General features: G+C 63.8%; 12 protein-coding genes. 4 read left to right on the top strand and 8 right to left on the bottom strand.

The window, feature by feature from the left end; translation table 11 throughout:
* Positions 1 to 37 precede the first annotated feature (37 nt).
* Positions 38 to 1012 (bottom strand): ABC transporter permease, encoded by a 975-nt coding sequence (locus IB267_RS23650; protein ID WP_192450037.1) that lies wholly within the window; start codon positions 1010 to 1012, stop codon positions 38 to 40.
* Between the two features lie 376 nt (positions 1013 to 1388).
* Entirely contained in the window at positions 1389 to 2081 is a 693-nt protein-coding gene (locus IB267_RS23655) for an alpha/beta fold hydrolase (protein ID WP_246810828.1), read from the bottom strand.
* A gap of 710 nt (positions 2082 to 2791) precedes the next feature.
* On the opposite strand from IB267_RS23655, the gene IB267_RS23660 reads away from it, so the two are divergent.
* Both IB267_RS23660 and IB267_RS23665 read left to right on the top strand, forming a co-directional pair.
* Positions 2792 to 3997, top strand: coding sequence for an MFS transporter (locus IB267_RS23660; protein ID WP_156134048.1), 1206 nt, complete (start codon positions 2792 to 2794; stop codon positions 3995 to 3997).
* A gap of 123 nt (positions 3998 to 4120) precedes the next feature.
* Positions 4121 to 4759, top strand: coding sequence for a LysE family translocator (locus IB267_RS23665; RefSeq protein ID WP_192449844.1), 639 nt, complete (start codon positions 4121 to 4123; stop codon positions 4757 to 4759).
* A gap of 22 nt (positions 4760 to 4781) precedes the next feature.
* On the opposite strand, the gene IB267_RS23670 is transcribed toward IB267_RS23665, so the two are convergent.
* Positions 4782 to 5999, bottom strand: a complete 1218-nt coding sequence (locus IB267_RS23670) for an MFS transporter (RefSeq protein ID WP_192449845.1) — start codon at positions 5997 to 5999, stop codon at positions 4782 to 4784.
* Positions 6000 to 6058: 59 nt separating this feature from the next.
* On the opposite strand from IB267_RS23670, the gene IB267_RS23675 reads away from it, so the two are divergent.
* Positions 6059 to 6733, top strand: coding sequence for a LysR substrate-binding domain-containing protein (locus IB267_RS23675; protein ID WP_371742616.1), 675 nt, complete (start codon positions 6059 to 6061; stop codon positions 6731 to 6733).
* Positions 6734 to 6804: 71 nt separating this feature from the next.
* Here IB267_RS23675 and IB267_RS23680 read toward each other — a convergent pair whose 3' ends face one another.
* A complete protein-coding gene (locus IB267_RS23680) occupies positions 6805 to 7290 on the bottom strand; it encodes a hypothetical protein (protein ID WP_192449847.1) in 486 nt (161 codons plus the stop codon).
* A gap of 157 nt (positions 7291 to 7447) precedes the next feature.
* Here IB267_RS23680 and IB267_RS23685 point away from each other — a divergent pair, with 157 nt between their 5' ends.
* Complete coding sequence (locus IB267_RS23685; protein WP_371742628.1) at positions 7448 to 8014, top strand: TetR/AcrR family transcriptional regulator; 567 nt, start codon at positions 7448 to 7450, stop codon at positions 8012 to 8014.
* Between the two features lie 169 nt (positions 8015 to 8183).
* Here IB267_RS23685 and pta read toward each other — a convergent pair whose 3' ends face one another.
* From pta to IB267_RS23705, 4 genes are all read right to left on the bottom strand, one after another.
* Positions 8184 to 9185 carry a phosphate acetyltransferase gene (gene pta / locus IB267_RS23690; RefSeq protein WP_192449849.1) on the bottom strand — a complete coding sequence of 334 codons (1002 nt, stop codon included), beginning with the start codon at positions 9183 to 9185 and terminating at the stop codon, positions 8184 to 8186.
* The gene (locus IB267_RS23695; protein WP_192449850.1) at positions 9185 to 10222 is read right to left on the bottom strand and encodes a YeiH family protein; all 1038 of its coding nucleotides are present in this window, start codon (positions 10220 to 10222) and stop codon (positions 9185 to 9187) included. The genes pta and IB267_RS23695 overlap by 1 nt, the downstream gene beginning before the upstream one ends.
* Positions 10223 to 10297: 75 nt before the next feature.
* The gene (xsc, locus tag IB267_RS23700; protein WP_192449851.1) at positions 10298 to 12073 is read right to left on the bottom strand and encodes a sulfoacetaldehyde acetyltransferase; all 1776 of its coding nucleotides are present in this window, start codon (positions 12071 to 12073) and stop codon (positions 10298 to 10300) included.
* Positions 12074 to 12107: 34 nt separating this feature from the next.
* Entirely contained in the window at positions 12108 to 13508 is a 1401-nt protein-coding gene (locus tag IB267_RS23705) for an FAD-binding oxidoreductase (RefSeq protein WP_192449852.1), read from the bottom strand.
* Between the last annotated feature and the right edge of the window lie 8 nt (positions 13509 to 13516).

The raw sequence follows: 13516 nt of genomic DNA on the forward strand, positions 1-13516 counted from the left end.
GCGCGAAGGCTCGCGCCCGGCCCTGGCGGAAACGGGGTTAGCTGCGGGTCGCCCTGAACCAGGCTTTGAGATCGAAGCCGGAGGTGGCGATGAAGACGAGCAGAAGAACGCCCCAGGCGAGATCCCGGAAGAAGTTCGAGATGTTCATGAAGTTGAAGAGGCTGGAGAGCATCTGCAGCGATGTTGCCGAAAGCACGACGCAGATGACCCGCCCATAGCCGCCCTCAGGGCGAACGCCAGCCATGACCGCGATCAGGATCGCGATGAGGACATAGGAGGTGCCGTAGTCCCACTTGACGCTCGAGGTGCGCGCGGCGATGACGATGCCGGCAACCGATGCCAACAGCCCGCAAACCGTATAGGTCAGGAACAGGATGCGCTTCTCCGGGATGCCGGCGTAGCGCGCCGCCTTGGCATTGTTGCCGAGCAGAAGCAGACGCTGGCCGAAGGGAGTGAAACGCAGGATGGCGCCGATCGCAAGTGCGACGACCAGGAACAGAGCGAAGCATTGGGGCACGCTCAGGATCGTGGCATTGCCGAAATCGTCGAGCGGCTCGACATAGCCGATGCTGAGCGCCGAACCGTTGGTGAGAACGATCGCCAACCCCGTGAAGAGCAATTGCGTGCCGAGCGTAGCGATGATCGGCGTCAATCCGACCTTCGCGATCAGGAACCCGTTCAGCATGCCGCCGACAAGGCCGACGCCAAGCGCAAGGCCGATCAGGCTCCAGGTGAAGAGAAGCGGAGCGTCGTCTGCGGAAATCACATCGCGCAGGAAGAAGTAGGCGGCAACCCCGGAGAGATTGGCCAGCGCGATGCCGGAAAGGTCGATGCCGCCATTGCCGGACATCATGGCCAGCATGACGCCAAGCGCGAGGAAACCCAGTTCGGGAACCTGCGACGCCATGGACTGGAAGTTGTAGAGCTCGACGAAGCTGGCGCCGACGAGCACCGCACCGGCGACAATCGCGGCAACGTTCACAGTGGCAAGAAAGCCGAGCTGCCGATCCATCTGAAAAGCCACGATGTCCCCTCCCATGCTGGCATCTGTGCAGACGGATATGCTTCCCGGCGCTTCGGTTTCAGGCTCCTGTCTCCCCTGAAACCAGCCGGCAGCCGGCGTCCTCTGTACATTTCTGACATTTGCCAGTCATCGGTGTGTTTTGTCAACAGCGTTCTTCACGCTGTTCTGTTACGTCCACGGGAGGTGAGCGGACGTGGCGAGTTAGTGGGCCGCTTAAGCGACGTGCGCGACCCCATCGGAACGTTCATTGGGCACGCCCGCCGCCTGGTGAGAGATCCGCTCGATTGGCAAGAGGAGCAGGCTGGAAATGGAAAAGGTTGAGACCGTGGCCGCTCGAACGGGCGCCCATTGACTGCAGCGATCGTTAGGCGCCGGTGTTCAATTGATCAAGCCAATCCCGAATGACGGCCGCAAGGCGTTGCGGCGCTTCCATCGGAACCATATGGCCGGTCTCAGCGACGACCTCGAAGCTTGAGCCGACGAGCCCGTGGTGCAGTTCGAGCGCCTCAGCGCGCGATCTCAAGCGATCCTCTTCACCGGCAATGACGAGGCTGGGGCATCGGATCGAAGCCAGGGCATCCCGCTCGTCCTTCCGCTCGACGAGCGACTGGCGGCGAAAGGCGTCGCCTCCCATTCGCTGGCCGGCTGCCTGAATGCGCTCAAGGATATCGATCCGCCCGGCATTGTCGGGGTGCAGGGACGAGAGGATGGCCAAACGGCTGAGGCCTCTGAATGCCGTGCCGGCCGACTGCCCGGCGACGGCTGCCTTTCGTTGGCGCTCTACGTCGCTGTCACCGCGCGCGGACGTGGCGATGAGGACAAGTGCGCTCACCCGCTCGGGCGCCTGGCGGACGATTTCCCGGGCGACGTAGCCGCCCATGGAGAACCCAACGAGTATGAAGCGATCCGGCGCATCCAGCAGTGCGCGACGGGCCATGGCAGCGATCGAGGCATCCTGCGACAGGTCGGCATGGATCGCAGGCCCGTAGTCGCCAAGCGCGGGAGCAACGTCGCGCCAGAGATCGGCGTCCAGCATGAAGCCGGGAACCAAGAGCATTGCCACCGTCGCCACCTCGCCTTGCATCTGAGCGTACATTGACCCTATCGGAAGAAAAGGTGGTGGTCGTCAAGCGAGATGCCCGCCTTTGGGCGGACAGCCTGTTGCGCTGTGGCAACCGTGCGGCGCCAACCGTGCAGTGCGCCGGCCCTTCAGTCTGTTTCCAGCGATCGGCCCAAGGCCGATTTCCAGTTGGCGATGAAATCCGCCGAAACGCGCGCTTGCGGCACCATCGTATCGAAGCCGTGATAGGCCCCGGGAACCACGGACATTTCGCCTTGACCACGCGTGAATGAGCCGGCTCCGCGGTAGCGCGGCGGGCTATCCGACGGTTCGTTTCCGATCGGCTGGTTAAGGACCGATAACCTCGGCCGGCCGAGCCCCTGGCGATCGGTGTTTTCCTCGCGATCGCGGACCTTGCTACCGAAAGCGAGAGCGCCGTGAGACCGGTTTCAGACACGAGGCCTGAGTCGGCGCGAACGAGTGCATGCGAGGCGGGAACCGGACGTTGACGGCAAGCGCCGAGGTGCCCGCTGTCGGAGACAGACGAAGAAAGCGCCCGAACGGGCCTAAGCTTCTGCCTCGATAACCCATTTTTTCGCGCGCGACGTCATCCGGTGGTTGCCCGCCTATCGGAGGATGCATAAGCTCCCCGCCGCGCGGCTTCGCCGCAGGCCGTTTCACGGCATCCTGGAGTCTAGAAATCTACCATGACAGTTGCCATCCCTGCCGTGACACGCCCGAAGACGCATCTTGCCGTCCTGGTCGTTCTCGGGGTCACCCATCTCCTCAACGACCTCATGCAGTCGCTGATCCCGGCCGCCTATCCGATCCTGAAGGACGCCTACGCGCTCGACTTCGTGCAGATCGGCATGATCACGATGACCTTCCAGATTGCCGGGTCTCTGCTGCAGCCGGCGATCGGAATGGTCACGGACAAGCACCCTGCCCCCTATTCGCCGGTTGTCGGAATGATGTTCACGCTGTCGGGCCTGGTCAGCCTCGCCCTTGCTGACAGCTACGCCATGATCCTTGTCTCGGTCGCACTGATCGGCATCGGGTCGTCCATCTTCCATCCCGAAGCCACGCGCATGGCGCGCTATGCCGCCGGCGGACGGCAGGGCTTGGCGCAGGGACTGTTTCAGGTCGGTGGCCAGGCAGGCGGTGCGCTCGGCCCGGTCTTTGCCGCGGTGATCATCGTTCCCTGGGGGCAGCCGAGCCTTGCGTGGTTCGCCGCCCTGGCGTTGCTGGCCATGATGCTTCTCGCCTGGATTGGCAGCAAGCAGCGCGAGATCAGCGCTGCATTCATGGCGCTGCGGGCGGAGAGCAAGAAGGCCGGCAGCGTCCGTCACGCGCCGGCAACGATCGCTGTCGCTCTGGTGGTCCTGACGCTGCTGATGTTCACCAAGAACGCCTACGGCGAAAGTTTCCGTTCGTTCTACACCTTCTACCTCATGGAAAGGTTCGGACTTTCCATTCCTTCCGCACAGATGATGCTGTTCATCTTCCTGCTCGCCTCGGCCGCAGGCGCACTGATCGGCGGCATTATCGGCGATCGCATCGGGCGGTACCGGATCATCTGGATCTCGGTTCTGGGGCCGCTTCCCCTGACGCTGATCCTGCCCCACGTCGATCTGTTCTGGACCGGCGTGCTGACGGTGATGATCAACCTGATCATGGCAAGCGCCTTTGCATCGATCCTGATCTACGCCATCGAACTGCTACCGAACCGCATCGGACTGATCGGAGGGCTGTTCTACGGCCTGAACTTCGGCTTGGGTGGCATTGCCGCAGCGCTTCTCGGCATATTGGCCGACCGCTACGGTGTCGAAACGGTCTATTATATCTGCTCGTTCCTTCCGCTTGCGGGGCTTCTCGCTTGGTTCCTCCCGAAGATCGAGGAGGGGCGCCATTGACGGATACATCTTCGGTTTCCCCGCGGAGCAGGCAGGTGTGGCACGCGCCCGATTGAGGAACGACGCGACGCATTACATAATCACCCCGCGCTGGCGGCAGCGCTCCAATGAGAGGATAGCGACATGCATGAACTTGCAATTCTTGCCTCCATCCTGGGCGTCTTCCTGCTTGGAGCCATGAGCCCCGGCCCAAGCTTCATCGTCGTGTCGCGGATCGCGATTGCGCGGTCGCGCGCCGATGGATTGATGGCAGCGGTCGGCATGGGCATTGGCGGCTTTTTCTTCGCCTGTATTGCGGTCGCTGGCCTGACGGCGATCCTTCTTCAGGTCGAATGGCTCAACATCCTCCTGAGGCTCGCCGGCGGCGCCTATCTTGTCTGGATCGGCATCGGCATCTGGCGGGCAGCACCGCAGAAGATTACGATTGCCGAGACGCCAGCCGACCAGCCGAGCACGCTCTGGAAATCCCTGCTACGGGGGCTCTTCGTTCAGATCTCCAACCCGAAGACGGCGATCTTCTACGCCTCGATGTTCGCCGCGCTGCTGCCGTCGCCGGCGCCCACCTGGATGCTTCTCGCTCTCCCCCCGCTGCTCTTCATCAACGAGTTCCTGTGGTACGCGATCGTCGCCCTCGGCTTTTCCTCCCATGGGCCGCGGGTCGTCTATCTGCGCTCAAAGACCTGGATCGACCGCGCCGCCGGCGCCGTGGTGGGCGCACTTGGGCTGAAGCTGATGACGGATAGCGCACGAACGATCGCCTGACGCGCTTGTTCGCAGCGTTGCCTTATCCGAACGGCCGGTCGGTGCTGGTCGTCGCCGGTGCCAGTGGCATTGCGGCTGCATAGCCTCGCGGCGCCAGGCGTGCGGTGAGCGCGGCCGCGATGAGAATAGAACCGAGGTGCCACTTCCAGCCGGTGGCAAAGCTTCCGGTCAGGTCGTGGAGTGCGGACACGATCATCGGCGGTGTGGCCGCCAGCAGAAAACCACCGCCTTGCATCACGGCCGATAGCGCAGTTGCCTGTGCGGGGTCGGCCAGATGATCGAGCGCGACCACCATCGACAGGGCGAAGCAGCCGCCGAGCCCGGCGCCGGTCAGCGCGACGAACGCAAACGGTGCTGCATGCGGCGCGAAGGCAAAGCCCGCATAGCCTGCGAACTGGCACCCGAGCGTGAACCACAGCCACGGCCGCCGGTCCATCCCGTTGCGGCAGGCCAAGACCGGCAGGATGAGCGCAGCCGCTGCCTGGAAGACCGCCATGACCGCGAGCAGACTGCCGCTCGCCGAAAGGCCCCAGCCAAGCTGCTGGTAGTGTGGAGCGAGCCAGACCACCACCGAAGTGTAGCCGCCATTGACCAGACCGAAGAACACCATGAGGAGCCAGGCCCGCGGCTTCGTGAGCAAATTTCGGACGAGATTGCCCTCCGGTTTCCGTGGGCCGTCGCTGGGAAGCGCGACCCAGGCAACAGCGACGGCGACAACGCCGAGCGCTGCCAGCGAACCGAGCCCGATGCGCCAACTGCCAGTCAAGTCCGAGATGACAGGAGACGCCTGCGCTCCCAAGGCGCCGCCGCCCAGCAGCATCGCCGAGTAGAGCCCAGCGATTGGGCCCGCCTGATCCGGAAACTGCCGTTTGATGATGCCCGGAAAGACAGCCTGAATGACAGCGACACCGGCGCCGATCACCGCAGCGCTGGCAATCATCATCCAGCCGCTGGAAACGAAGAGACGCATGATCGTCCCGAGGCTGATGGTGGCGAGCGCAGACAGGATCACCGGGCGTGTGCCGGCGATCCGCTGCAGACCCGGGCCAAGGAAGGCAGAGCAGCCCATCAGCACCATCGGCACGAATGTCAGCATTGCCAGTCCATAGGGCCCGAGGCCGGTACCGGCACGAATACTCTCTGCCAAAGGCCCGACACTTGCGATAAACGGGCGAAGATTGAGACCGACGGCCGCCACGGCGACCAAAAAGACCCAACGCAACCCGCCCTGGCTCTGCATATGTTTTCCTGTCGTCGAATTGTTGCCCGAACGGGAAATCCCGCAACAGGTCTTGCTTTGTGAGCGCCCGGAAGGAGCGCTCGATCTCCGAGGCTGAGTGCCCTCTCAGGCTAGCCGCGCATAATGCTCAAAACCCACCGCCTTCAAGGCTGGCGTCTGGTGGACGTAGCCTGGCGGACGGATCGGGCTGCGCAATTCCCGCGCGCCGAGGGTTCGGCTGCGACGTTGATCGGGATGCACGATCGGCACTGCGGACAACAGTTGCGCCGACGCAGGATGCCTTGATCGCCCGCAAAGTCGGTTCCATCCCGCTCGGCTTGTTCGCCAGCGCCGACTACATCGCGCGCCGGGGACGGCCGGGCTCCTTGGCCGATCTCGCCAGTCACGACGTCCTCGGGCCGGATCGCTCCCCCGTCGACATGAAGATCGGCAAGAGCGCCGCACCAGAACTGCCCCCGATACGCTATGCGATGCGGACGGATTGCCATCCCGCGCGCATTGCCGCGACACGGGCCGGCCTCGGCATCACGATCATGCAGGTTCCGATCGGAGAGAGGGACCCAGGACTTCAGCGTCTCCTGCCGGAGGTCGTGGTGACGTCACTGGATACCTGGATCGTCGCCCACGAGGATCTCAGATCGGTGGCAAGGATTGCTGCCGTGTTCGATCACCTGGTCGTAGCTTTTGCGGATTTCATCAAAGGGGATGGCGAATCTACACATAGCGCAAGCTGAGGTCGTCGGCGTCGACCGCAACCCTGCCGGCGGCCAGCACGAGGGCGCGGACGCCGGCGGCTAAAGTCCGATCACCGGGTGGGTCGCCGCAACAAGTTGATCGTGTTGAGCGCGGTGACGACGGCGAGCGGGAATTGGGCAATCCCCGTCAATTCAAAGAGAAAATCGTCCGGCAACCGGTACACCGGCTCGGGAAACAGGAACCGTGCCGCGTCTGTTCCGAAGCCGAAATAGGCGATGTTCTTGATCACATGGTTCCAGCCTCCCTCGTAGATACCGATCATCGCGACCGGGAAGGCGAGCACGACAAGGGCCGCCAGCCATATCGCGACACGTCCGGCCATGGTCCCGCCCTTTGACCGACCGACATACAGAGCGGCTGTTATGATGATCGCCGCCGGCACGGCCAAATGGACGATGTGGAGGCGCCACGGTGTTTCATAGATATAGGCGCCATAGGCGTGGTGCAGGCTCGTCAGAGCGAGCAGCAGAAGCGCACCGGCACCGGCTTTTCGAAAAGGCGAAGAGAGATGCGACGTTGCGGAAAGTTCAACCATGGCTGTTCCTCGATGTTGACTAGACGACAATCGGCTAGCACGATCCGGAACATGGTGTTCGGAAGTTGCGAAACAGACGGGCACCACCTGTACCGAATTGGACTGGAGCGCGCGCTCGTCCGGAAAAAGGAGAGCAAACTTGGCGATCGATCGACGCGTGGCCCGAACGCGCACGGCGCTTTATGAAGCGCTTCTCGCCTTGATACGCCGCAAGCACTACGAGTTGATCACCGTCGAAGACATCCTGACCGAGGCGAACATCGGACGATCGACGTTCTATGCGCACTTCACGTCGAAAGACGACCTTTTGAAACGCAGTCTGGAACGTCTTCGCGATCTGCTGGTGACTGCAAAGGACAAGGCGATCTCGTCGGCACGCCATGAAGAAGCATGGGATCCCAGCCGCGCCTTGTTCGAGCACGTCGCCGAACACGCCGACATCCAGGTCGCGCTTGCAGGCGGACGCGGAGGCGGCATCGTGCGCGATGCGGTCGATGATGTGCTTGCGGAAGTCCTCCGCCAGTCACTTCCTGGCACAATGCATGCCGCTCTTCCCCGCGACCTCGTGATCCGCCACATGGTCTCCACGTTCAACGCCGTTTTGCGGTGGTGGCTGCAAGAGAGACCGGAAATGCCTCCCCGCGAAGTCGACGCTGCGTTCCGAAAACTGCTGCTTGATGGCCTGCCGTCGGAGACGTGCCGGCCCTTCATCATGACGTCGTGACCGGCAGCCTGCGCGCAACCGGACTTTGCTCCGCCGCGAACACGACGGGTACTCAGAGAGAAGATCGAGCGCCTAGCCTGTGCAGTCGAAGGCGCTTTGCGCCTTGATGAAGCGCGCCGCGATGGCATTCTTCAAACCATCCGGGTGCACTTTAAGCACGCCACCGGACTCACCGCCCTCGGCCCGCCTGAACGACCGTGACGGCGATCATGTGGAAGACGTCGTTGGCGTTGCAGCCGCGCGAGAGATCGTTGGCGGGCTTGGCAAGACCTTGCAGGATCGGGCCGATCGCGGTCGCGCCGCCGATGCGTTGGGCGATCTTGTAGCCGATGTTTGCCGCGTCGAGGTTGGGGAAGACGAAGACATTGGCCTCGCCATGTAGCGCCGATTGCGGCGCCTTTGCCGCGCTGACGGCTTCGACGAAGGCGGTGTCGAACTGCAATTCCCCGTCGATCACCAGCCCTGGTGCCGAGGCATGGGCGAGCCGCGTCGCCTCCACCACCTTCGAAACGCGCTCATGCGCAGCACTGCCGGCCGTCGAGAAGGAGAGCATTGCCACCTTCGCCGGCTTGCCGGAGAGCGCCTCGTAGGAGCGCGCCGAGGTTACCGCGATATCAGCAAGGCCGGTGGCATCAGGATCCACAACCAACCCGCAATCGGCGAAGACGAAGGCACCCTTCTTTTCGTGGTGCGGCGCGCAGAGCATCATCAGGAAGAAGCTCGACACCAGACCGACATCCGGTGCCCGGCCGATGGTCTGGAGTGCGGCGCGCACCGTATCGGCGGTGGTGGCGACAGCCCCCCCGACCGTTCCGTCTGCGTGATCCTCGCGCACCATCATGGCCGCAAAAACGAGCGGCGAGCGAACGGCTGCGGCGGCTGCGGCTTCATCGACACCCTTGCCACGCCGGAGGTCGTGGTAGGCGGCGGCAAGATGCTCAGTCAGCGGAGACGAAGCCGGATCCTCGATGCAGATTTCGTCTGGGCTGCCGCCGGCGGAGTGCAGCTGCGCCGCGACGATCTTCCTGTCGCCAACGAGCGTGATCGCAGCAATACCGCCACGCGACGCACGCAAGGCGCCTTCGACGATCCGTGGGTCTTCGCCCTCGGCGAGAACGATATGGCGCGGCGCGGCTTTTGCAGCCTCGAGTATGCGGTCGAGCGGTTTCATCAGGCGTGCCCCAGATAGTGAATGCCGACGAGGATGAAGAGAGCGATGAAGACGGTTTCGGCGACGATCAATGCGACGGCGTCGCCGCCGACATCGAGCACGCGGCGAAGTGACGTGCGCATGCCGACGGCGACGATGCCGGCGAGCAGCGCCCAGCGCGACGTCTCCATGCCGGCCTTGGCCACCATTTCCGGAACGAAGCCGAAAGAGTTGATAGCCGCAAAGATCAGGAAGGCGACGACAAAGCCCGGCAAGAGCGGCGGGCGCTTGCCGGTTTCGCCTTCGGGCTGCGGTACCCTACGCAGCGACAGGGAGAAGATGAGGACGACGGGCGCGAGCATGGTGACGCGGATCAGCTTGACGAGTGTGGCCGTCTCGCCCGCCTCCGGCGAGACCGAGAAGCCGGCGCCGACGACCTGCGCGACGTCATGGATGGTGCCACCGAAGAAGATGCCGGTGGCGCGCGCGTCCAGCCCCATGGTCTGGGCAAGAATCGGGTAGGCGATCATCGCAAGCGTCGAGAGCACCGTGACCGACAGCACGGTGAAGATCAGATTACGCTCGGAGAACTCGTTCTTCGGCAGCACCGCTGCGATCGCCATGGCCGCCGACGCGCCGCAGATCGCGACCGAACCGCTGGTGATAAGCGCAAGCCGCCAGCCGCGACCGAGCAATTTTGCGGCAACCAGTCCGAAGCCGATGGTCGCGGCGATGGCCGAGATGAGCAGCAGGATCGTGCTTGCGCCAAGGCCGATCAGGAGGTCGACGCTGATGCGCATGCCGAGCAGCGCCACGCCGATGCGCAGCACCTTCTTGGCGCAGAAATCGATGCCGGCGACGCAGCGCCCTTCCTCGGACAGGAAATGAAAGGCGATGCCGAGCAGCAGCGCCATCAGCATGGCCGGTGCGCCGTAGTGATCGGAAAGGAACTGTGCGGCGACGGCGACGGCCGCGGTAACGGCAAAGCCCGGCCAGTAGGCCGCAAAGCCGGAGGGTACGCTTCGGAAGCGTTCGTGGACGGAGGCGACGAAGGTCATGGTTCTGTTCCGGTCATCTGCGGGAGGCTTCGCCCCGCCCGGGCGCACCGGGCGGGGCTTGAGGTAGAGCGAAGATCAGGCCCGCTTCTGCGGACGCATGTCGGCGCGGTCGATGCCGGCGACCGGCACGGGCTTCTTCATCGCGTCACGGCGGAAAGGTTCGCCGAGCTCTTGGTTGAGGATGACTTCGATGAATGTCGTCACGCCCTTTTTCTGGTCGGCGATCGCGTTGGACAGCGCTTCGGTCAGGGCCGCGGTCGTGTTGACGGCCACCCCCTTCAGGCCGCAGCCCTCAGCCACCTTCGCGTAGGAGAGGTTGGGGTTGAGCTCCGTGCCGACGAAGTTGTTGGCGTACCAGAGCGTCGTGTTGCGCTTCTCAGCACCCCATTGGTAGTTGCGGAAGATCACCATGGTGATCGCCGGCCAACCCTCGCGGCCGATCGAGCCCATTTCATTCATGGAGATGCCGAAGGCACCGTCGCCAGCAAAGCCGACGACCGGCACGTCAGGGCAACCGATCTTGGCGCCGACGATCGACGGGAAGCCGTAGCCGCAGGGGCCGAACATTCCCGGCGCCAGATATTTGCGACCGACTTCGAAGGTCGGATAGGCGTTGCCGATGGCGCAGTTGTTGCCGATGTCGGTCGAGATGATCGCTTCCTTCGGCAGGGCCGCCTGGATCGCCCGCCAGGCCTGGCGCGGCGACATGCGGTTCGGCTCGCGCGAACGTGCGCTTTCGTTCCATTCCGTGCCCGGATCGTCGTCCTCGTGATCCATCGACGAGAGCTGCTGCTGCCAGGCCGAGCGGGTCTGGTGGATTGCAGCCCTGCGCTCTTCGCGGCCGGTGTCGCCTGCCGTTGGCGAGAGCAGCTCGAGGATCTGGCGGGCGACCTGCTTGGCATCGCCGCAGATGCCGACCGACACCTTCTTGGTCAGGCCGATCCGGTCGGCGTTGATGTCGACCTGGATGATCGAGGCGTTCTTCGGCCAATAGTCGATGCCGTAGCCCGGGAGCGTCGAGAATGGATTGAGCCGCGTGCCGAGGGCCAGAACGACATCGGCCTTGGAGATCAACTCCATCGCCGCCTTCGAGCCGTTATAGCCGAGCGGGCCGACCGAGAGGCGATGGCTGCCGGGGAAGGCGTCGTTGTGCTGATAACCGCAGCAGACCGGCGCATCCAGACGCTCGGCGAGCTTCATGCTATCGGAGATGGCATTGCCGATGACAACGCCGGCGCCGTTGAGAATGACCGGGAACTTCGCTTCCGACAAAAGCTTGGCGGCTTCGGCGATCGCCTGCGGACCGCCCGCCGGACGCTCGAAACGAACGATCGCCGGCAGGTCGACGTCGATCACCTGGGTCCAGTAGTCGCGCGGAATGTTGATCTGCGCCGGAGCACAACCGCGCCAGGCCTTCTCGATGACGCGGTTGAGGACTTCCGGGATGCGCGAGGGATCACGCACTTCTTCCTGGTAGCAGACCATCTCCTCGAACATCGCCATCTGGTCGACTTCCTGGAAACCGCCCTGCCCGATCGTCTTGTTGGCCGCCTGGGGCGTGACCATCAGAAGCGGCGTGTGGTTCCAGTAGGCGGTCTTCATCGCGGTGATGAAGCCGGTGACGCCGGGGCCGTTCTGGCCGATTGCGACCGACATCGTGCCGGTCGCGCGGCTGAAGCCGTCGGCCATCATACCCGCATTGGTCTCGTGGGCGCAGTCCCAGAACTTGATGCCGGCCTTCGGGAACAGGTCCGACACCGGCATCATGGCCGAGCCGATGATGCCGAAGGCATGTTCGAGGCCATGCATCTGAAGAACTTTGACGAAGGCTTCCTCGGTGGTCATTTTCATGGGGTGGTTCCTTTCCTGGTATTATTTCAAAGAGTTAGAGGATCTCGTCACGGAGGTAGTACCAGCGGTACATTCCCCATTGGCCAAGCCGTCGGAACGGCGTCAGAAGCCCGTGGCCCGGCAAGGGTGATGTGAAGATGGGAAGGTCGAGGCCGCCGCCTTTGCCAGCGACCATCTGCGCCATGCGACGGCCGGCCTGGGCGGAATACATGACGCCGTTGCCGCCATAGCCCATGGCGTAGAACAGCCGCTGGCTCGGGTCCGGCTGGAAGATGCGCGGCATCATGTCGTGGCTGACATCCACCCACCCCCACCAGGAGTAGTCGATGTCGATGCCGCGAAGCGCCGGGAACTTGCGGTAGAGACCGGCAAGCAGCAGCTCGAGGTGCTTCGGGTTGCTCGCGTCGCGTCCGGTAATGGCGCTGCGGCTGCCGATCTGCACGCGTCCGTCAGGCAGCATGCGGTAATAGTGCCGCAGCGTGCGTGTGTCGGTGAGCGGGATGCGCGTCTTGAAGTTCAGCGCCTGCTGCTCGCTTTCGCTCAGCGGCCGCGTGACGATCGAGTTCGACAGGATCGGCATCAGCCGGTGACGGGTGAGCGCATTCATCCCCGGCGAGGTATAGCCGGCCGTCGCAATGCAGACGGCACGCGCTTTGACCGTTCCGCTAGGCGTCGTCAGGTAATGCACGCCGCCCTTGGCGGTGCAGTCAAGCACCGGGCTCGACGTATGGACCTTGGCGCCGAGCTTGCGGGCAAGCTTGAGGTAGCCGAAGGCGAGCTTGGCCGCATGAATGCCCATGCCGTCGGGCTCGTACATCGCGCCGCGCGCTTCCTCGTCGCGGACGAAGTCGCGGTGGATCTCGTCGCGCGAAACCATGCGGGCGCGATAGCCGAAGGTATCGTTGAGGACGCGGACCTCGCTTTGCAAAGCCGGCAGCATCTTGTCGCGATGGGCGATATAGAGGTGGCCGCCATCCTGCGGATCGCAGTCGATTTCTGGTTCACGAACAAGCGAGCGGAAAAGGTCGAAGCCCTCAGAGATCTCCGCGTGCATCTTGCGGGCAACGTCCACGCCCCAGCGGGCGATCCATTGCGAGCGCTTCAGCCGGCCGGCGGAGATTTGCGCCTGCCCGCCGTTGCGGGTGCTGCAGCCCCAGGCGACACCATTGGCCTCGAGCACCGTTGCCTTGATGCCGTGCTCGCGCGCCAGATGGATGGCGCAGGAGAGGCCGGTATAGCCGGAACCGATGATCGCGACGTCGACATCGATATCGCCCGTGACCGGACCGTCGTCCTCCGGTTCCGGACCGGCCGTGCCGATCCAGTAGGTCGGCGCATAGTCCTTGCCCGTGCCGGGGCTGCGGGTATGGTTAGGGTCATAGGCCGGATCAAACGGCTCTTTGGCAGGCTTGATAGGGGTGGCGCGCAGTTGCATGGCTTTCG

It is taken from the genome of Ensifer sp. ENS09, from assembly GCF_014852425.1.
Taxonomy (GTDB): Bacteria; Pseudomonadota; Alphaproteobacteria; order Rhizobiales; family Rhizobiaceae; genus Ensifer.